This is a genomic window from Streptomyces sp. 8N114 (assembly GCF_052245835.1).
Lineage (GTDB): Bacteria > Actinomycetota > Actinomycetes > Streptomycetales > Streptomycetaceae > Streptomyces.
Window position 1 is genome coordinate 25,969 of sequence record NZ_JBQQBT010000014.1, and the last position, 20,006, is coordinate 45,974.

General features: G+C 73.0%; 17 protein-coding genes, 3 tRNA genes and 1 pseudogene. 10 read left to right on the plus strand and 11 right to left on the minus strand.

The annotated features are described in order from the left end of the window. The first annotated feature begins 47 nt into the window (after window positions 1–47). Window positions 48–677, plus strand: a complete 630-nt coding sequence (locus ACTWQF_RS24900) for a LysE family translocator (protein ID WP_443281881.1) — start codon at window positions 48–50, stop codon at window positions 675–677. Window positions 678–686: 9 nt separating this feature from the next. On the opposite strand, the gene ACTWQF_RS24905 is transcribed toward ACTWQF_RS24900, so the two are convergent. After that, a complete protein-coding gene (locus tag ACTWQF_RS24905; RefSeq protein WP_443281882.1) occupies window positions 687–2,060 on the minus strand; it encodes an ATP-binding protein in 1,374 nt (457 codons plus the stop codon). Continuing rightward, window positions 2,060–2,782, minus strand: a complete 723-nt coding sequence (locus ACTWQF_RS24910; protein WP_443281883.1) for a response regulator transcription factor — start codon at window positions 2,780–2,782, stop codon at window positions 2,060–2,062. The genes ACTWQF_RS24905 and ACTWQF_RS24910 overlap by 1 nt, the downstream gene beginning before the upstream one ends. 226 nt (window positions 2,783–3,008) lie before the next feature. Here ACTWQF_RS24910 and ACTWQF_RS24915 point away from each other — a divergent pair, with 226 nt between their 5' ends. From ACTWQF_RS24915 to ACTWQF_RS24935, 5 genes are all read left to right on the plus strand, one after another. Further along, a complete protein-coding gene (locus ACTWQF_RS24915) occupies window positions 3,009–3,530 on the plus strand; it encodes a hypothetical protein (protein WP_443281884.1) in 522 nt (173 codons plus the stop codon). A gap of 151 nt (window positions 3,531–3,681) precedes the next feature. Further along, window positions 3,682–5,079, plus strand: a complete 1,398-nt coding sequence (locus ACTWQF_RS24920; RefSeq protein ID WP_443281885.1) for an aspartate aminotransferase family protein — start codon at window positions 3,682–3,684, stop codon at window positions 5,077–5,079. After that, entirely contained in the window at window positions 5,076–5,804 is a 729-nt protein-coding gene (locus ACTWQF_RS24925) for a GntR family transcriptional regulator (RefSeq protein ID WP_443281886.1), read from the plus strand. Before ACTWQF_RS24920 ends, ACTWQF_RS24925 begins: the two co-directional genes overlap by 4 nt. Then, window positions 5,801–6,706 carry an alpha/beta fold hydrolase gene (locus tag ACTWQF_RS24930; RefSeq protein ID WP_443281887.1) on the plus strand — a complete coding sequence of 302 codons (906 nt, stop codon included), beginning with the start codon at window positions 5,801–5,803 and terminating at the stop codon, window positions 6,704–6,706. The genes ACTWQF_RS24925 and ACTWQF_RS24930 overlap by 4 nt, the downstream gene beginning before the upstream one ends. Window positions 6,707–6,821: 115 nt before the next feature. After that, entirely contained in the window at window positions 6,822–7,481 is a 660-nt protein-coding gene (locus tag ACTWQF_RS24935; RefSeq protein ID WP_443281888.1) for a hypothetical protein, read from the plus strand. Window positions 7,482–7,552: 71 nt separating this feature from the next. Here the strand turns inward: ACTWQF_RS24935 and ACTWQF_RS24940 are convergent. Beyond that, window positions 7,553–8,236 (minus strand): annotated as a pseudogene (locus ACTWQF_RS24940) (SLATT domain-containing protein); the annotation flags it as partial. Window positions 8,237–8,437: 201 nt separating this feature from the next. Between ACTWQF_RS24940 and purD the strand changes: the two are divergent. From purD to ACTWQF_RS24960, 4 genes are all read left to right on the plus strand, one after another. Further along, window positions 8,438–9,712, plus strand: coding sequence for a phosphoribosylamine--glycine ligase (purD, locus tag ACTWQF_RS24945; RefSeq protein ID WP_443281889.1), 1,275 nt, complete (start codon window positions 8,438–8,440; stop codon window positions 9,710–9,712). 322 nt (window positions 9,713–10,034) lie between these two features. After that, complete coding sequence (locus ACTWQF_RS24950; protein WP_443281890.1) at window positions 10,035–12,062, plus strand: hypothetical protein; 2,028 nt, start codon at window positions 10,035–10,037, stop codon at window positions 12,060–12,062. Between the two features lie 124 nt (window positions 12,063–12,186). After that, entirely contained in the window at window positions 12,187–13,821 is a 1,635-nt protein-coding gene (locus tag ACTWQF_RS24955) for a N,N-dimethylformamidase beta subunit family domain-containing protein (protein WP_443281891.1), read from the plus strand. A 153-nt stretch (window positions 13,822–13,974) separates the two neighbouring features. After that, window positions 13,975–14,898: a phosphoribosylaminoimidazolesuccinocarboxamide synthase gene (locus ACTWQF_RS24960; RefSeq protein ID WP_443281892.1), complete on the plus strand. Its 924-nt coding sequence runs from the start codon at window positions 13,975–13,977 to the stop codon at window positions 14,896–14,898. Window positions 14,899–14,958: 60 nt separating this feature from the next. Here the strand turns inward: ACTWQF_RS24960 and ACTWQF_RS24965 are convergent. From ACTWQF_RS24965 to ACTWQF_RS25000, 8 genes are all read right to left on the minus strand, one after another. After that, window positions 14,959–15,031 (minus strand) — tRNA-Gly (locus ACTWQF_RS24965). 77 nt (window positions 15,032–15,108) lie between these two features. Further along, complete coding sequence (locus tag ACTWQF_RS24970) at window positions 15,109–15,705, minus strand: response regulator transcription factor (RefSeq protein ID WP_443282001.1); 597 nt, start codon at window positions 15,703–15,705, stop codon at window positions 15,109–15,111. Window positions 15,706–15,739: 34 nt separating this feature from the next. Further along, entirely contained in the window at window positions 15,740–17,023 is a 1,284-nt protein-coding gene (locus ACTWQF_RS24975; RefSeq protein ID WP_443281893.1) for a sensor histidine kinase, read from the minus strand. Window positions 17,024–17,099: 76 nt separating this feature from the next. Continuing rightward, window positions 17,100–17,933: an ABC transporter permease gene (locus ACTWQF_RS24980; protein ID WP_443281894.1), complete on the minus strand. Its 834-nt coding sequence runs from the start codon at window positions 17,931–17,933 to the stop codon at window positions 17,100–17,102. Further along, on the minus strand, window positions 17,930–18,892 hold the full coding sequence (locus ACTWQF_RS24985; protein ID WP_443281895.1) for an ABC transporter ATP-binding protein: 963 nt from the start codon (window positions 18,890–18,892) through the stop codon (window positions 17,930–17,932). Before ACTWQF_RS24985 ends, ACTWQF_RS24980 begins: the two co-directional genes overlap by 4 nt. 150 nt (window positions 18,893–19,042) lie before the next feature. Further along, window positions 19,043–19,115, minus strand: a tRNA-Gly gene (locus ACTWQF_RS24990). 79 nt (window positions 19,116–19,194) lie between these two features. Further along, window positions 19,195–19,266 (minus strand) — tRNA-Gly (locus tag ACTWQF_RS24995). 241 nt (window positions 19,267–19,507) lie between these two features. Beyond that, window positions 19,508–19,825: a histone-like nucleoid-structuring protein Lsr2 gene (locus tag ACTWQF_RS25000; RefSeq protein ID WP_443281896.1), complete on the minus strand. Its 318-nt coding sequence runs from the start codon at window positions 19,823–19,825 to the stop codon at window positions 19,508–19,510. Window positions 19,826–20,006 lie beyond the last annotated feature (181 nt).

Sequence of the window (20,006 nt, forward strand, 5' to 3'; positions counted from 1 at the left end):
TTCTTCCTATTCTTCCTCCTGCACTCGTCAGAGAGGAAGGACCGTCCATGGCTGTCAGCTCCATAGCCGCGTTTTTCTCCGTTTCCCTTCTTCTCGTCCTCGTCCCCGGCGCGGACTGGGCGTACGCGATCACCTCGGGGCTGCGGGACCGGTCGGTGGTGCCCGCCGTCGGCGGACTGATGCTGGGGTACGTGGCGCTCACGGCCGTCGTCGTGGCGGGGGTGGCGGCCGTGGTCGCGCAGACGCCCGGCGCGCTGACCGCGCTCACCACGCTGGGCGCCGGATATCTGGTGTGGCTCGGGGTGACGACCTTCGCCGGGGCCAAGAAGGCCGGGCCGCCGCTGGTGGAGGAGGGCGTCGCCGCGGGACCCGGCGCGCGCACCAGGGTGCTCAAGGGCGTCGGCGTCAGCGGGCTGAATCCCAAGGCGCTGCTGCTCTATGTCGCACTGCTGCCCCAGTTCGCCGACCAGCACGGCCACTGGCCGCTCGCCCTCCAGATCGGGCTCCTCGGGCTGCTGCACATGTGCATCGCGGGCGCCGTCTACCTGGGCGTGGGCTCGCTGGCCCGTACCGTCCTGCGCGCCCGCCCGACCGCGGCCCGCGTCGTCACCCGGCTCTCCGGCGTCGCGATGATCCTGCTGGGTGCCCTGCTGCTGGTGGAGCAGATCCCGCACTGAGCGGGCGCGTCAGAGCTCCGCCGTACGGAAGCTGCAGCTGACCGAGGCCCCGCCGTGCTCCCGCGAGGCACCGAGCTCCACCACTCCCCCCGATTCCTCCGCCGTCGTACGGGCGATGTCCAGCCCCAGCCCCGTCGAGCCCGCGCCGCTCTCCCCGCGTACGGCCGCATCCCGGGCTCCCTCGGCGAAACCCGGTCCGTCGTCCTCCACGGTGAGCAGCCCGTAGGCACCGTCCGCCGACGTCGTGACGGTGAGCCACAAGCCCGTCCCCTCCGGGGTGTGGTCGAGGACGTTGCCGATCAGCGCGTCCAGTACGGCGGACAGTTCCTCGGCGAAGACCCGTACCGGAACCTGGCCCGGCGCCGAGACGTGCAGCGCCCGTCCCTGGTCCTCGGCGAGCGGCTCCCAGAACGCCGCACGCTCCCGCGTCAGCTCCGCCAGGTCGCACCAGCGGCTGTCCGGCGCCGCGCCCGCGCGCCGGGCCGCGCGGATCACGCCGTCCACGCTGCGTTCCAGCGCGGCCACCGACTCCCCGATCCGGGCCGCCTCCTCCGTGTCCCGCAGCCCCTCGGCGTCCAGCCGCAGCGCGGCGACCGGGGTACGCAGCCGGTGTGCCAGGTCGGCGCCGCGCTCCCGCTCCGCGGTGACCAGACCGTCGATGCGCTCACCGAGCTCGTTGAGCCGCCCGGCGAGCTGCCGCAGCTCGCGCGGCCCCAACGGCTCGGCGCGTGCTGTCAGTTCGCCGCCCGCCAGCCGGTCGGAGACGGCCGCCAGCTGGCGCGTGGCCCGGACGATCCGCGCCGCGAGCCGGTCCGCGAAGGCCAGCCCCAGCAGCATCAGCGCGATGCCGATCCCGAGGACGGCCAGCCAGGAGGGGAGCACCCCGGCGTGCAGCCGCTCCTCGCTGACGGCGACCTGCACCACGGAAGCGGAGCTCCCGCCCGCGCCGGGGGTGCCGCCCTGCTGGGCGCCCAGCACGGGCACCATCACCACCCTGCCGCCGCCGCGCTCGTCGCCGGGCGCATAGGTGAAGGCCCGGCCGCGCCGTGCGAGGTCGAGTGCGGCGGCGCTCACTCCCGCAGCGCGCGGGCCCAGCACGGTGCCGTCCGCGAGGACGACGGAGGTCCGGGGCTGGTCCTGGCCGTTGAGCCCGTCGAGCACGCCGATGACGACTTCGCGGTCCGGCCGCCGGCCGCTTCCGCCGTCACCGCCCCGCCCGAGCGAGCCGCCGACCACCGCCGCGACCGACTGGGCGCGTTCGGTCGCGTCCGTCATGGCCCGGTCCTCGGCGTGGCTGCGGACCAGCAGTGCGAGCGGGACAAGCAGCACGGCGAGCACGACGGCGGTCGTCGTACCGATGAGTGCGAGGAGTTGCCGCCGCATCAGCCCGGTCCCTCGCCGGTGTCCCTCTCACCGGCGTCCGGAGCCGCCAGCTTCACGCCCACCGTCCGTACCGTGTGCAAATAGCGCGGTTCTTGCGCGGTTTCGCCCAGTTTCCGGCGCAGCCAGGACAGATGGACGTCCACCGTCTTGTCGGCCCCGCCCAGCGGCTGCTGCCAGACCTCCGCCAGCAGCTCCCGCCGCGAGATCACCTGGCCTTGCCGACGGGCCAGGTAACACAGCAGGTCGAACTCGCGCGGGGTCAGCTCCAGCGGCTTGCCGTCGAGCGTGACCTCGCGCGCGGAGGGGGCGACGAGGAGCCCGCCGACCCGTACGGGCGGCTCCGGCTCGTCCGGCTCGCCGCTGCCGAGCCGCCGCAGCACCGCCTTGATCCGGGCCTCCAGCTGCCCCGAGCCGAACGGTTTGACGAGGTAGTCGTCGGCGCCGTCCTCCAGCGCGGCGACGATCTCCGGCTCGTCGTCCCGCGCCGTTGCGACGATCACCGGTACGTCGCTGACCGCACGCAGCATCCGCAGCACCTGCCCGCCGTCCACATCGGGCAGGCCAAGGTCGAGTACGACCAGGTCGGGCCGGTGGGTGACCGCCGCGTCGAGCCCCGCCATGCCGGTGTCGGCCGTTGCCACGGCATGCCCGCGGTCGCGCAGCGCGCGTACGAGGGCCGCGCGGAGTTGGGGGTCGTCCTCGACGACGAGTAGATGCGGCATGCAGATACGTTAGTGCGCAGTGCTGGGGAGGGGGTGCCGCTTCACTCCCCTGTGCTGGGGAGGGGGTGCCCCTTTCCGACCGCCGCAGGACGCGGGTCCTCCCCCAAGCTCTTCGAGCAGGGAGGTACCCCCATGGCTGGTCGCGCAGTTCCCCGCGCCCCTTCGGGGCGCGTCATTGTCCGCTCCTTAACCCGGTGTTAGGGAACGCGGCTGCAGACTGTGAGGGATGGAGTTCATCAGGAGCGAGCTGGGGCGGCGACGGCTGGCCGCCGCGGGCTGGGTGTGCGCGGTCGGCATCGCGTTTCTGCTCGGCGCGTGGTCGTTCTCACAAGCCGACCCCGGCGGCCAGTACGGCCGCCCGGACCCGCTGACCGAGGCAGGCGTCCGGCATGAGCTGGGCCAGGCCAAGCAGCGGGGCCGTACCACGAGCCCCGCACCGGAGAGCCCCTCCTCCGAGCCCTCCGCAGGGAGCACGAGCACCGTCCGCTTTCCGGACGGGCTCGGCACAGCGCGCGCCGAGTGCCGGGCCGAGGCGCGCACCGTCACGCTGCTGAGCTGGACCCCCGGGGAGGGCTACAGCGTCGACGACGTCGCTCCGGGCCCGGCGCTGAGGGCCACCGTCGAGCTGGAGTCGGCCGCGGACGACGCCGACGACCCCACCGTCCGCATCCGCTGCGTCCACGGCAAGCCGCAGACCACGGTCGAGCGGGACAGCCAGGCGGACGACAGCGACGCGGACGACGACTGACCGGCACCCCGCTCCGCGGCCGGCGCCCTCCCCGCGCAGAAAAGCGGAGGGCGACACTACGCTGGCTGTCACCCTTCCGGGGGCCTCCCTGCCCGGAAGGTGCCCGTCCGGGGCCGGACGGGCGACACGCGAGCGAACCGAGGTACCGACCGTGACGACGCACCACCACCCCTCAGCGCATCCCGACCCCGCCACCGGCCGGGCCGTGCACGACGCCGACCGGGCGCATGTGTTCCACTCCTGGTCGGCGCAGGGACAGATCGATCCGCCGGCGGTGGCGGGCGCCGAGGGCTCGTACTTCTGGGACTACGAGGGAAAGCGGTACCTCGACTTCACCAGTGGCCTCGTCTTCACCAACATCGGCTACGCGCACCCCAAGGTCGTCGCCGCGATCCAGGAGCAGGCCGCGAAGCTGTGCACCTTCGCGCCCGCCTTCGCCATCGAGGCGCGCTCCGAGGCGGCCCGGCTGATCGCCGAGCGGACGCCGGGCGACCTCGACAAGATCTTCTTCACCAACGGCGGCGCCGACGCCGTCGAGCACGCCATCCGCATGGCCCGCCTGCACACCGGCCGCCCCAAGGTGCTCTCCGCCTACCGCTCGTACCACGGCGGTACCCAGCAGGCCATCAACCTCACGGGCGACCCACGCCGCTGGGCGTCCGACAGCGGCACCGCGGGCGTCGTCCACTTCCACGCGCCGCACCTCTACCGCACCCCGTTCTACTCCGAGACCCAGGAGCAGGAGTGCGAGCGCGCGCTGGCCCACCTGGAGCAGACGATCGCGTACGAGGGGCCGCAGACCGTCGCCGCCGTCATCCTGGAGACCATCCCCGGCACCGCCGGGATCATGATGCCGCCGCCCGGCTATCTGGCGGGCGTGCGGGAGATCTGTGACCGGCACGGCATCGTCTTCGTGCTGGACGAGGTGATGGCGGGCTTCGGCCGCACCGGCACCTGGTTCGCGGCCGACCTGTACGACGTCATACCCGATCTGATGACGTTCGCGAAGGGCGTCAACTCCGGCTACGTACCGCTCGGCGGGGTCGCGATCTCCGCGAAGATCGCCGAGACCTTCGACCAGCGCCCCTACCCGGGCGGCCTCACCTACTCCGGCCACCCGCTGGCCTGCGGCGCGGCCGTCGCGACGATCCGCACCATGGCCGAGGAGGGCATCGTCGAGCACGCCGCGCACCTGGGCGAGACCGTCATCGGTCCGGCGCTGCGCGAGCTGGCAGCCCGCCACCCGTCGGTCGGCGAGGTGCGCGGCACCGGCGTCTTCTGGGCCCTCGACCTGGTGCGCGACCAGGAGACCCGCGAGCCGCTGGTCCCGTACAACGCCACCGGCGCTGACAACAAACCGATGGCCGACTTCGCCGCGGCGGCCAAGCGCGGCGGCCTGTGGCCGTTCGTCAACATGAACCGAACCCATGTCGTGCCGCCGTGCAACATCTCCGAGGCCGAGCTGAAGGAGGGCCTCAGCGTGCTGGACGAGGCGCTGACCGCGGCTGACGCGCACACCACCGCGGGCACAGGGAGCGCGGGGGCGTGATCAAACGCAGCACCCTGCGCTCGCAGATCGCCACCGCGCTGCGGGACGAGATCCTGGCCGGCCGGCTCGCCACGGGCCGCGACTTCACGGTCAAGGAGATCGCCGAGCAGTACGGCGTCTCCGCGACTCCCGTCCGCGAGGCGCTGGTGGATCTCGCGGCGCAGGGGCTGCTGGATGTGGAACAGCATCGCGGCTTCCGCGTACACGAGTTCACGCTCGCGGACTACCGCGCCATGTGCGAGGCCCGGCAGTTGGTCGTGGACGGCGTCTTCCAGGGGATCGAGCGGGACCAGGAGCACGCCGCCGACTCCGCGGGCCCCCAGGGTCTCTCCGCCGGTATGTCGGTCGCCCGCCGGGCGCTGGGCGGCCTGGGACCCGAGGTGCTGGCCTCGGTGCGCCGCCGCGCCGACGCCGCCGAACGCGCGGCGCGCGCCGGGGACCTCGATGTGCTGATCGCCTACGACCTGCGGTTCTGGCGGGAGTTGAGCGGGCTGCTCGGCAACCCGTACGTCTGCGACTTCCTCGACCGGCTCCGGGTCCAGTGCTGGGTCTTCGCCGTACCGGTCCTGCGCCGGCACACCTCGCTGCGCGGTCGCCTGTGGTCGGGGCACAACGCACTGCTGGACGCCGTCGAGTCGGGCGACGCGCGCGCCGCCCGCGAAGTCATGGCCACCTACCACCAACACGCGCTGGCACAGGTCGGCGCGGCGGAGCCGACCACATGACAGTCATCCCGGACCGGTCCCCCGTCCTGGTCGCCCCGGCCGCCCGCACCGGCACTGCGCCGCTGCCGGACGGCCGGGAGATGGCATGGGCCGAGTGGGGGCCCGAGGACGGCATCCCGGTCCTCTTCTCGCCGGGCGCCGCGACGTCCCGGTCCCTGGGCTTCGGCGCCGGCGTCGTGAACGAGGCCGGCGTGCGGCTGATCGCGCTCGACCGCCCGGGGCTCGGTGCCTCCACGCCCGCGCCCGGCCGTACGTTCGACGACTTCGCCGCCGACATCGCCGCGTTCGCCCGGACGCGCGGCCTGGACCGGCCGGCGATGGTGGCCAACTCCCAGGGGGCTCCCTTCGCGCTGGCCTGCGCCGCGCATGGGGTGATCCGCGCACTGGCGGTGGTCTCCGGTGCGGACGAGATCGCCCATCCTCGATTCGCCGGGCCGCCCTTCACCGACGTACTCCCCGTTGACCTGTACCGGCTCACAGAGCTGGCCACCCGGGAACCGGAGGCGGCGCACGCCGAGTTCGCGCGCTTCACCCCGCAGGCGATGTGGGACATGGTGCTCGCGGGCAGCCCGCCCCAGGACCGGGCCGTCTACGAGCGCGCCGACTTCGCGACCGCCTACCGCCGCGCCCTGGACGAGGCGTTCGCGCAGGGCCCCGACGGCTACGCCCGCGACACGGTGCTCGCCATGGGGCGCTGGGACATCGACCTGGCGGCGATCGGGGCACCGGTCGACTTCTGGTACGGCGATCAGGACTTCGGCCACTCGCCCGACCAAGGGGAAGGGCTGACGGCACGGGTACCCGGTGCTGTGCGGCACGTACTGCCCGGTGTGGGCGGCGCGTTGCTGTGGACGCACGCCTCGGCGGTGCTGTGCACGCTGCGGGAGCGCGCGGGGGAGTGAGGCCCGCGGCGTGGCTGCGTACCGGCGGACAAGGGGTGAGCCGTGCGGGGGACGGACCGCAGGGGGGCGCACTACGCTGGTCGCAGGCAGGTCCCTGACGGTATTGGAGCGCCCCTTGGCCTGTGACCTCTGGCTCGTCCCCCTCGTCGACGTGCTCTGCCACAGCCCCGACAACCCCTTCTCGGAAGAGATCGCCATCTACGACAGGGCGCTGACCGAAGCCGGCCTGCCCAAGGTTCCCGTCTTCGGCTATATGCCGGGCCTCTCCGGGGACGTCGCCCCGGTCGCGGGTTTCGACTACGAGGCCCTGCACTATCTGCGCCGCGTCTATCTGCTGCTGGCCGCCGGTCTGGAGGTCACGCCTGTGGGGGAGCTGGGCAGCGACTACGAGCAACTCCTGGAGATGTTCGAGCAGCCGGCCCAGCAGTCGCATCTGGTGTGGCACTACGACCACGCGGGCGCCTACATCCCGGTGGACTTCAACGCCCCGCTGTCCGACGACGAACTGCTGGAGGGCGGCGGCCCGCTGGGCTCCAGTCACGGACTGCTGCGCGAGCTGAGGACGGTGGGACCGCACCTGGGAATCGACCCGGACAACCCACCGCCCGCACCGGCGGCGCCACTGGGCCCCACCGAGCTGGACGAGCCCGCGGCCTCCGCGGCCATCGGCTACGAGGACGGCACCCCGTTCGGCAGGGAGCGGCATGTGTGGCTGAGCCTGCACGCCGCCGCGACGCGCAGCCTGGCCCAGGGGTCGATGATCGTCTTCGGATGAGCCGACGGGGGCAGCCCCCGCCGGGTCCCGGGGCGGGAGAGTCCCCACCCGGGGCCCAGTCCACCACCCAGTGGCCGCTGCCGCGGCATGGTGGCCCAGCCCCCGGACCCGTTCGGCGGCGGGGGCAGCCTGCGCATCGGGACGCCACGCGCGCCGGGCCCCGTGCTCTGCGCGGCCAGCATGAGGGGGGAGCCCGCGGTACGGAACGAGACCATCCAGTCCACCGTCTCGGCCCGTACGGTCTCGTTCACGTCCTCCGAGAAGCGGCGGAGCACGGCCAGTGCCCGTTCCGCCGCCTCTCCGGCCGTCCCCTCGGCCGGGCCGAGGACCTCGCGGACGTTCTCGGCCGCCCACTCGTACCGCAGCATCTCCAGCCGCCGGTGCACGGCCAGCGCGGCGGCGACATCCCGCATCCACCCGGACGTCAGCCCGAGCCAGCGGTCGGCGAGGGCGCACACGGCGGCGAACAGCAGCGCGACGTAACCGACGTAGCCGGAGCGCCCGTGCGCTAAGGCGACGCCCGCCAGATCGGCGAGCGGCACCAGCGCCCCCACGGCGGCCCCCACCACGACACCGCCGCGCAGCCACCGCGCCCACCGGCGCTTGCGTACCCGGTCGGCGAGATACCACTCGACGAGGCGCATTGCCTCCTGCTCCACCCACTGGTACAGCTCTTCGAGGCGCTCGGCGGGCTCGTTCCAGTCCCCGGACGGGAACCCCCGCCCCAGCAGATCCGGCTGCTTGACCCGCTTCACCCATGCTCCTTCGTCGTGATCCGGCGGTCCCGGTGTTCCCGGCGCTCCCGGCGGCCTCCCTTCCTACCGCCAAAAGTGGGACCACGCCGACGATCCGCGCCGATTTCCCCCCAGAAGTGGCGCCCGGTCGGGTATAGGGCACTGCCGTGTCACTCGTAAGGGCCGCGCAAGCGGGGCCGCGCGGGCCGTTAGGGTGGCGGCGTGAGGATTCTGGTCATTGGCGGCGGTGCCCGCGAACACGCAATCTGTCGCTCGCTCTCCCTCGACCCCGAGGTCAGCGCCGTGCACTGCGCACCCGGCAACGCCGGGACCGCCGAGGTGGCCACGCCGCACGCCGTGGACGCGCTCGACGGCGAGGCGGTCGCCGCGCTCGCCGCCTCCGCCGAGGTCAGCGCCGACCTGGTCGTCATCGGGCCCGAGGCCCCGCTGGTCGCGGGCGTCGCCGACGCGGTCCGCGCGCGCGGCATCCCGGTCTTCGGCCCGTCCGCCGAGGCGGCCATGCTGGAGGGCTCCAAGGCGTTCGCCAAGGAGGTCATGGCGGGCGCAGCCGTACCCACGGCACGCAGCTATGTGTGTACGACGCCCGAGGAGGCCGACGCCGCACTGGACGCGTTCGGCCCGCCCTACGTCGTCAAGGACGACGGCCTCGCTGCCGGCAAGGGCGTCGTGGTGACCGACGACATCGAGCAGGCGCGCGCCCACGCCCGCGCCTGTGGTGGCGCCGTCGTCATCGAGGAGTTCCTGGACGGCCCGGAGGTCTCTCTCTTCGCGGTGACCGACGGGGAGACCGTCGTACCCCTCCAGCCCGCGCAGGACTTCAAGCGCGCCTACGACGCCGACGAGGGCCCCAACACCGGTGGCATGGGCGCCTATTCGCCGCTGCCGTGGGCGGACCCGAAGCTGGTGGACGAGATCACCTCGACGGTCCTGGAGCCGACCGTGGCCGAACTGCGCCGCCGCGGCACCCCCTTCTCCGGGCTGCTCTACGCGGGCCTGGCCCTCACCTCGCGCGGGGTGCGGGTCATCGAGTTCAACGCCCGGTTCGGCGACCCGGAGACGCAGGCCGTCCTCGCCCGGCTCCGTACGCCGCTGGGCGGGCTGCTGTACGCGGCGGCCACCGGAGCGCTCGCCGACTTCCCGGCGCTGCGCTGGAGCGACGGCGCGGCGGTCACCGTCGTGGTCGCGGCACACGGCTACCCGGCGAAGCCTCGTACGGGTGATGTCATCGAGGGGCTCGACGAGATCGAGCGGGAGGACGGCCCGCAGGCGTACGTCCTGCACGCGGGCACCAAGGCCGACGAGGACGGCACGGTGCGCAGCGCGGGTGGCCGGGTCCTGTCGGTCACCGCGACCGGTACCGACCTCGGCGAGGCCCGCGAGCGTGCCTACGCGGCAGTCGGCCGCGTCCGGCTGGCGGGCTCGCACCACCGCAGGGACATCGCGGAGCGGGCCGCTACCCAGTCCGCCGAGGGCTGACCTGGCCGCTTGCGAAGGGCGCGTACCCATATACCCCCGGTCCCACCCGGGCAAGAGCTCTCCCCAAAGCCATTCCATCGAGTGACGACGCTCGCTTACGGCTGACGCCCGCCAGGGCCCCAACTATGGTGCCCCACAAGCGCCGTGAACTGCCGCCTGGGCGGTTTACGGCCTGCTCGCGCACGGTCCGGCGACTGTTCGCCGAGCTGTCTCGAACCGTCCGTCGACTGGCGCAGCGCGCATTGCGGTGTCGGAGCGCGGTGACACAGTGGGTGGAAGCCGGAGAGCCCGGCTTGCGGTCTGGAAGGTGCGGGGGTGAGACGTGAGCGGTTCCGGTGGACCCGGCCCCGGCCGGCGGACGGTAGCGCGCTCCGCACGCGCCCACGCCCTCGCCGTGCTCCGGGTGCGCAGTACGGCACTCGCCCTGGCGCTGCTCCCGGCCGCCGCAGCGGTGATCCTGTGGGTGGGGCGTACGACGGGACAGTTCGGCCCCGGCCCCGGCTGGGACGCGGCCCGCTGGTCGGTCACCGGGCTCGCCGTCGCAGCGCTGGCCTGCGCCGCTGTCGCCGGGCTCGTCATCGCCCGGGGCCGCCCGGCCGTCTCGCCGACGGTGCCCGTCGAGGAGCGCGCGGCCCCCGATCTGCACGCCCTGGTGCGTGACCTCGCCGACCGGCTGGAGGTCCCCGCACCCTCGGCCATCGCGCTGACCCCCGACTGCGACAGCTGGCTGGAAGACCGTACGCACTTCCGCGCGGACACCGGCGAGGGCGGAGCGCGCGGTGCGGCCCCCGTCCTGGTCATCGGCTCGCCGTTCCTGTGGTGGATGCGCGTTGCCGAACTGCGAGCGCTGCTCGCCCCCGTGGTCGCGGGCACCGGCCCCTCGGCCCACCCCGACATAGCGGCGGCGCGGCGTTTCGTACGCGGGCTGGATGCGGCGGTCGCCAACGCCGAGCGGCCTCCGGACCCGGCCGGAGGGCCCGGCCACGCCTCGGCCTGGGGGCCCGGACCGCCGGGGCCGCTCGCCTCGCCGGGCGGGTCCGGACCGCTCGGGCGTGCCGTATGTGCCGGCGCGGCTGTGCTGCGCAGGGCGGTGCACCGGATGGTGGGGCCGGTCGCCCGGCTGATGCTCCGGGCGGCGGGCCCGTACGCCGCCGCGATGGAGCAGGGCGTCGCCGCTGCCGCCGCCGACCGCGCCCAGGCCGTCGACCACGCGATGCGGGCCGCGGCCCAGGAACAGGTCGGCCTCGCCTATGCCGGCTGGGACCGGCTGCTGACCCGGGTGGCGCTGCCCGCCTGGCGGCTCGGGCTGTGGCCCACCCGGCTGGACGCCGGGGTGGTCTCGGCGCTGACCGAGCTGTCCCACCGCGACCGGCTCGCGGAGGGCTTCACCTCGCGGCTCGGCGAACGCCCCGCCTGCGATCTGCTGAAAGAGCCCGGCGCCGTGGACGGCGCGGTCTCGCTGCTCGCGGCCCGCCTCTTCCTGGGGCACCGCCCACCGTTGCCCATGACGGCCGGACCGCGGGAGGCGGCGCCGGAGTGGACGCCGGTGGAGTGGTCCGCGTATCCGGAGGAGGTCGTCGACCGCATCTGGCGTGCCGAAGCGGCCCGCCTCTTCGCCGCGCTGGACGCCGTCGGCTCCCCGTCGCCGGCCGCAGCCGGCGCACCGCGCCCCGCCGAGAGCGCCAACTCCCCGCTGGCCGTCGGCCACCCGGCCCCGGCACCCGTCGTCGGCGCCGCCTCCCCGACCCCCGAGGGCGACAGACGCCCACTCCGCGAGAGCGACGGCCTTCCGCCCCACGACGGCAACAGGCTTCCACCCCTCGACGGCGACGGACCGCCCCCCACCGGCAGCGACAGATCATTGCCCGGCGACGATGCGGATCACGGGCTGGTGGGGCCGACGTTGGCCCGGGTGCTGGACCGATTCGCATCGCCGGGCGGAATCGACGCGCTGGCCGCGCGTATCAGCGCCGAGGTGGCGCGTGCGGAAGCGGCGAGCGCCCCCGGTGTCATCGGTGCGAGCCCCGGCGCGGGGCCGCTGCCGGGTGCGGGGAGTACACACCTCGCGCCCCTGGCCCCCATGGGGCTGCCGCTCCAGCCGCCGCGCGGCGGCAAGGAGTTGCTGGCCGATCACATCACCGCGGCCGTCTGCTGCGCCGCTGTCGACACGGCGGGGGCAGCACCCGGGCTGGACTGGCTGGACGGCCCGGCGCTGTACGTCGACGGCCGACGCACCAGCGAACTGTCCGCACTGGTGCTCGCACTTGTCGAGGACGGCGAGACGGCGGGGCTGCGCGACTGGCTGGCGGCGGTCGGCGTCCGGCCGGAGAAGCCCGTTCGGCTCGTCTGAAGATCATCTCCAGCCATTTAGCGACGAAGGGTGACCACACCCTTGCGTAATGTGATGTGCTGTCTGCCGTCACACCCGCGGCACAGCGGCAGCGCGGAGCGAGGGTGCCGGGGAGGGAGCAGCGATGGGAACCGAGCGCACCGGGCAGCCCGTACGTGAAGCCGAGCGGATCGAGCGGCTCGCGACGGCCGAGCAGCCTGTACATACCGCAAGTGAGACGGCCGAGCCGATCCGGCGATGGGAGTCGGGGGCACTGGCCCACGCCGTGACCGACCCCTTCGGCCAGGGCCCGTTGCCATGGCTGCGGGTGAGTGAGAACTATTTCGAGAACGGGCGCCTCGTCCCCTGGTACGTCGACTGCGTCGACCAGGCCCCCGGCCAGACCTCCCACACCCCCGAACTCGTGCGGGAGTTGGCGGGCGGCGGCCAGACCGTTCCCAAGCCCCGCACCCGGGGCCTGTCCAGCAGTGCTCCGCCCACCGCTGACGATGTGCGCTGCCAGATCAAGGGCTTCGCGTCCGTGGCCGGCGGCACCCCGCCCGGTGAGTCCATCGACTTCCGGATCACCGTCAACCCGCCGCAGCCCTTCAGCGTCGACGTCTACCGCATCGGTCACTACGGCGGCGCGGGCGCCACCAAGATCACCACAAGTCCTCGGCTGTCCGGCATCATGCAGCCCGCACCGCTGACCGCGGACCGCACCGTCTCCTGCCACCACTGGTGGCTCTCCTGGCGGCTGCAGATCCCCGACTACTGGTCCACCGGCGCCTATGTCGCCGTCCTGACCACCGCCGACGGCCACCGCTCCCACATCCCCTTCACCGTCCGCGACCGCGATCCCGCCGACCTGCTGCTGGTCCTCCCCGACGTGACATGGCAGGCGTACAACCTCTTCCCCGAGGACGGCCGCACCGGCGCCAGCCTCTATCACGCCTGGGACGACCAGGGGCGGCTGCTCGGCGAGAGCGAGGCGGCGATGACCGTCTCCTTCGACCGCCCCTACGCCGGCTCGGGGCTGCCCCTGCATGTGGGCCACGCCTACGACTTCATCCGCTGGGCCGAGCGGTACGGCTACGACCTGGCCTACGCCGACACCCGCGATCTGCACGCCGGGCACATCGATCCCACCCGCTACCGGGGGCTGGTCTTCCCCGGCCACGACGAGTACTGGTCCGTGCCCATGCGCCGGGCGGTCGAGCGCGCCCGGGACAGCGGCACCGCGCTGGTCTTTCTCTCCGCCAACACCATGTACTGGCAGGTCGAACTGGAGGCGCTGCCCTCCGGCGCCCCCGACCGGCTGTTGACCTGCCGAAAACGGCGTGGGCCCGGGCGCCCCGCACTCTGGCGTGAGCAGGGCGAACCCGAGCAGGCGCTGCTGGGCATCCAGTACGCCGGCCAGGTCGCCGAGCCCTATCCGCTGATCGTCCGCAACGCTGACCACTGGCTGTGGGAGGCCACCGGCGCGTACGAGGGGGACGAGTTGCCCGGCCTCGTCGCGGGCGAGGCGGACCGCTACTTCCCGCGTACCGTGCTGCCGGAGCACACCTCCCGGATCCTGCTGGCGCACTCGCCCTACCGCGACCGCGGCGGCGCCAAGCGCCACCAGGAGACCTCCCTCTACCGCGCCCCCTCCGGCGCCCTGGTCTTCTCCTCCGGCACCTTCGCCTGGTCCCCGGCCCTGGACCGCCCCGGCTACGTCGACTCCCGGGTCCAACGCGCCACCAGCAACCTCCTGGACCGCATCTGCAAGCGTGACTAGGGCCGGCGCGCCCCGAAGGGGCGAGGAGGCGGGCGGGTGGGTGAACCGTCACGGCGAGAACCCCCACGGCGAGTACCGATGCGCACTCCCCTCAGCCGACAAGGAACAATCGAGGGCACCCGCAGTACGTCGGCTGCCCCCGGGAGGAAAAACGTGACGGGATTCGTCGAAAAGCCCGAGCCCGCCCAGGTCCCTGACCTGGTGCACCTGCATACGGGCAAGGTGCGCGACCTCTACCGGAACCAGGACGGCGACCTGGTGATGGTCGCCAGCGACCGGATGTCCGCGTACGACTGGGTGCTGCCGACCGAGATCCCGGACAAGGGCCGCATCCTCACCCGTCTCTCCCTGTGGTGGTTCGAGCAGCTGGCGGACCTGCTGCCCAACCATGTGCTCGGCACCGACGTGCCCGCGGGCGCCCCCGCCGACTGGGAGGGCCGCACGACGATCTGCCGCTCCCTGCGCATGGTGCCCGTCGAGTGCGTGGCCCGCGGCTACCTCGCCGGGTCGGGGCTGGCCGAGTACGAGGAGTCCCGCACCGTCTGCGGGCTCGCCCTCCCCGACGGCCTGGTGAACGGCTCCGAGCTGCCCGGCTCGATCTTCACCCCCGCCACCAAAGCAGCCGTGGGCGAGCACGACGAGAACGTCGCCTATGAGGAGGTGGCCCGCGAAGTCGGCCCCGAGACCGCCGCCGAACTGCGCCAGGCCACCCTCGCCGCGTACGACCGCGCCCGCGACATCGCCCGGGAGCGCGGCATCATCCTGGCCGACACCAAGTTCGAGTTCGGCTGGGACCAGGGCGGCAACGCAGCGGGCGACGAGCCGGTGCTCACCCTCGCCGACGAGGTGCTCACCCCCGACTCGTCCCGCTTCTGGCCGGCCGACCAGTGGCAGCCGGGCCGCTCCCAGCCCTCGTTCGACAAGCAGTACGTACGCGACTGGCTGACCTCTCCCGAGTCCGGCTGGGACCGCGCCTCCGAGCAGCCGCCGCCCGCTCTCCCCGCCGAGGTCGTCGAGGCCACCCGCGCCCGCTACATCGAGGCGTACGAACGCCTCACCGGCGTCCCCTGGAGCTGACGGCCCGCACACGACAACGGCCCCGGTCACTAGACCGGGGCCGTTGATCTGTACAACCCGAGCGGACGACGAGGCTCGAACTCGCGACCTCAACCTTGGCAAGGTTGCGCTCTACCAACTGAGCTACGTCCGCATGCCCACCCTCGGCCCGAGCGGGCCGCCGTGGTGCGGGGCCCAGTATAGCCGGACCCTTCCCGGCCCGGGACCGCGTCAGATCCAGCCCCGCTCGCGCGCCATCCGGACCGCCGTGTGCCGGTTCTCGGCGCCCAGCTTGGCGGCGGCGGCCGAGAGGTAGTTGCGGACGGTGCCCTGGGTCAGCGAGGCGCGCTTGGCGATCTCCGCGACCGGCGCCCCGTCCCCGGCCAGCTCCAGCAGCTCGGCCTCGCGCGCGGACAGCGGCGAGTCCCCCGCGCTGATGGCGTCGGCAGCCAGCTCGGGGTCCACATAGCGGCTGCCGCCATGGACGGTACGGATGATCTCCGCGAGCTGCTCGGCGGACGCCGTCTTGGGCACGAAGCCGCGCACGCCCACCGCCAGCGCCCGCTTCAGATGGCCCGGCCTGCCGTGGCTGGTGACGATCATCGTCCGGCACTCCGGCACCGACTCCCGCAGCGTGGCCGCGACCCGTACCCCGTCGGCACCCGGCATCTGGAGGTCGAGCACGGCCACGTCCGGGTGGTGCGCCCGCGCCATGGCCAGCGCCTCGGGCCCCGAGGCCGCCTCGGCGACGATGGCCAGATCGTCCTCCAGCGCCAGCAGCGCTGCCAGCGCTCCCCGGATCAGATGCTCGTCGTCGGCCAGCAGCACCCGGATGACACCTTCGCCCCGCGCCGTTCCCTCGTCACTCACAGCCCTCTCCTCCCACCGGGCCCGCCACCTCACCGCCGACGGCTGCTTCACCGCCGACGGCCAGCGGGACCTCGGCGCGCAGCCGGTAGACCTGCGCGGTCTCATCGCGTTCCCCCGTCAGCGTGCCGTCGAGGGCGGCCAGGCGCTCGCTCAGACCGGTGAGACCGGAGCCACCCTGCTGCGGCCTCGGCCGCAGCCCGTCGTTCTCCATCACCAGCACCGCGGTGCCCGCCGCACCGGTGGTGAGGCGGATCGCGCAGTGGCTCGCCTCCGCGTGCCGCAGCACATTGGTGGCCCCCTCGCGGACGACCCAGCCCAGCGCCGACTGCACATCCCGCGCCATCCCGAGCTCCGCGGACTCGATACGGCAGTCCACTCCGGCGGCCCGCAGCACCGAGCGGGCCCCGGCGAGTTCGGTCTCCAGCCCCGCCTCGCGGTAGCCGCGGACCACGGCGCGCACCTCGGTCTGCGACTGGCGGGCCAGCTGCTGCACCTCCTCCAACTGCTCGACGACCGACTCGGCACCCCGCCGGGCGAGCTGGGTCGCCAGCTCGCTCTTGAGCGCGATGACCGACAGATTGCGGCCCATCACGTCGTGCAGGTCGCGGCTGAAGCGCAGCCGCTCCTCCGCGACGGCGAGCCGCGACTGGGCCTCCTTCGCCTCGTCGAGCTCCCGCATCACGGCGATGTACCAGGCCGAGCAGCGCGGTGTGAAGATCCCGACCAGTCCGCCCAGCGCCAGCACGATCAGGGTGCCCAGCAGGGACGGCCACGCCATGCCCGCCACGGCGAACGCACAGGTGGCGAGCGCGCCGCCACCGGCTGCCACGGCCGCCGACCGACGTGGCGGCACGGTGAGTCCGTAGATCCCCGTCAGACCCGGGACGCTGGCGAACAGTCCCATCGCGGGCCCCACGGTGTCGCCCACCCACCCGCGTGCGACCAGCACCGTGAGCAAGGCCGTGCTGAGGGCGAACGACACCAGCCCGGCGGCCATCAGGCGGCGCGGGGCCTCGCCGGTCCCCAGATAGTGGTCGACCCCCTGCCGCAGACCGCGCACCGCGGTCAGGCACTGGACCAACCCCAGCGCCACCACGATGCCGGCCAGCGTCATCGGCTGCGGCTGGGACGTCACCTGGACGAGGAACTGCGGCATGCCGCTGGTGAAGTAGATCCACGGTGTGAGCAGCAGCATCCAGCGCGTCGAGACCTCGACCTGCTCCAGCTGGCTGCGCCGCTGCCAGTTCCGCCGCTTCTGCCGCCCCCAGCGGATCATCGGCGATCGCCCCCCTCCTCGTCTCGCTTACGGCACACCGTATGCGGCATCCGCCACAGCCCGACCCCGCAGCCGGTCAGCGGCGGGGCTCCCACCGGAACCGCTTGCGCACCGCGTATCCGCCCACGGCCGTCCAGCCCACCGCCACCGCGAGCGCCCGCAGCGTCTCCGGCCCGCTGAGCTGTTCCGTCCAGCTGCTCCGCAGCAGGTCCATGACCGGTGTCATCGGGAGCCAGCGGCAGATCTCGGCGATCCGGTCGGGGTAGACCTCCAGGGGGACGAAGACCCCGGACCCGGCGAACGTCGCCAGCATCAGCGGCATCGGCGTGAGCTGCGCCAGCTCGGTGGTCCGGGTGAACGCGGCCGAGGCAGCGGCCAGCGTCGCCGTCAGCAACAGGCCGAGCACCAGCCCTGCCACCAGTAGGTCCGGCCGCGCCGGTGCCCCCACGTCCAGCAGCAGCGCCCCGCCCGCCAGCAGCAGCACCGACTGGACGATGCCGATGGTGACGGACGGCAGCGCCGCGGCGCCCAGGATCTCCAGATCGTCCGCCTCCCCGGTGCGCAGCCGCTTGAGCACCAGTTCCTCGCGGCGGCCCACATAGACCCCGACGAGGTTGCTGTAGACGGCGAACAGCAACACCATCCCCACGGTCCCCGGAAGCACGGCGGTGCCCACCGAGAGCCCGGTGCCGGACAGATCCGCCTGCTCGACGGTGGACTTGAGGGAGAAGGTCATCACGGTCGGCAGCAGCAGTGCGACGAACAGCGCCGACCTGTTCCGTATCAGCAGCGTCAGCTCCGCCCGGGCCAGCGCCGCCACCCGCTTCGCCGACAGCCTGCCCGCCCAGCCGGTACGCGCGCTGCGCGCCGTTGCAGCGCCCTGGGCCGTGGTCGTCGTCGTCCCGCTCATGCCCGAACCCCCGTCACCGCTCGTTCGTCTTCCCGGCCCGGCCGGTTGCCTGCCTGGGCGATCTCCAAGAACGCCTCTTCCAACGAGGCCGACCTCGCCTGGAGGTTCTCCAGCGCGATGCCGGACTCCCGTGCCCACAGCAGCAGTTCGGTCAGTGCCTGCTGGAGCTCGTGCGTCTTCACCGTCACCACCCGACCGTCCACCGCGGCCGGAACGCCCAGCGGCAGCCGCTCGGGCGGGAACCTGGCCGGCAGCCGGAAGGTGATCCGCGAGGGCCGGGCGGCCACCACCTGTTCCGGGGTTCCCGACGTCACGATCCGCCCGGCCTGCATGATCGCCAGCCGGTCGGCAAGCTGCTCGGCCTCCTCCAGATAGTGGGTGGTCAGCAGCACTGTCGTGCCCTCAGCGCGCAGCTCGCGCACCAACTCGGCGGTGTCCCGGCGCCCTTCGGGGTCCATGCCCGTCGTCGGCTCGTCCAGGAAGAGCACCTCGGGCCGTCCGATCAGCGCCAGCGCCAGATCCAGCCGCCGCCGCTCGCCCCCGGACAGCTGCTTGACCCGTACGCCGGTCCGGCCGCCCAGCCCGACGAGTTCGAGCGCCTCCCGCGGCGGCCGGGCCTCACTGGTGACGCCGGCCCACATCGTCGCCGTCTCGATGACGGTCAGTTCGGAGGGGAAGCCGCCCTCCTGGAGCATCACGCCGGTACGCGGCCGTACGAAGGACCGCTCGCTGAACGGGTCGAACCCCAGCACCCGCACGACTCCCGCGCTCGGCCGCGCCAGCCCCTCCAACACCTCCACCGTGGAGGTCTTGCCCGCCCCGTTGGTGCCCAGCAGCGCGAAGATCTCCCCCTCGCGTACGGAGAACGAGACGTCCCGTACTGCCTCGAATCCGTCGCCGCCCGCACCGGCCTCGGCCGCGTAGCGGCGTTTCAGTCCCTCGACCTCGATCGCGTCCATGCCTCCAGGCTTCCGCCGGTCAGAGCGCGAGGGGAGTGCGGGCAGTCATGGGTGCGGATGACAAACGTCATCGGGGAGCCACGTCATCGGGAGGCCGCATACGCGAAAGAGCCCCGGTCCGAAGACCGGGGCTCTTTCACTGGTGAACCGAGCGGACGACGAGGCTCGAACTCGCGACCTCAACCTTGGCAAGGTTGCGCTCTACCAACTGAGCTACGTCCGCATTGCCTCCACCCGGCTCTCACCGAGTGGCGCGACCAATACTGTACCTGATCGTTTCCGACCGGCGGTCCGTATTGGAGAGCGGGTGACAGGAATCGCACACTGCGCCTCCCTCTTGGAAAGAGGGCGCTCTACTACTGAGCTACACCCGCACGCTTGCTTGAGGTCCTCCCTTTCGGGGGGTCCCTCGCGGCGTGCCTTGACTCTAGCCGATCACCCGGGGTCCCTGGCAAGTCGAGCCCCAGCGCCCCCCGTTCCGGCCCGCCGAGCTGTGCCGGGGCGCCCCTCCCACTGTCCCGGGGCGCCCCGTCATCCCGCCGCAGCGGTGGGCAACCACAATCAACGAGGGTTCGGCGGCAGGGGCGAGGCCCGCAGCCACAACGTTCGCCGCAATCAGCTGGCGGCCCGGAACGCCTCGTACACCTTCTTCGGGATGCGCCCCCGCGCGGGCACGTCGAAGCCGTTGGACGACGCCCATGCGCGCACCGCACTCGGATCGGGGTCGATGGAGGTCCGGCGGTACGTCTTGCCGGACTTCGCCCGCTTGCGGCCGGCCTCCACGAAGGGGGCCAGCTCGGTACGGAGCCGCTTCGCGTTGTCGGAGTTCAGATCGATCTCGTAGGTCTTGCCGTCGAGGCCGAAGGAGACCGTCTCCGCCGCTTCTCCGCCATCGATGTCGTCGGAGAGCATCACTACTACGCGCTGGGCCACGGATATCGGTCCTTCCTCAGGATCACGAAAGGGGGTCACCCGGCATTACGACGTCGTCGGCAAGTCCCCGCCGACCGGCGGGTATGCGGGGCGAACCCGAGTAGGAAACAGGTTCTTATTCAACTATGTGCTGCACACCGGCACCGGAGTGCAAAGGGCGCACAAAGATTGTGGCCACACG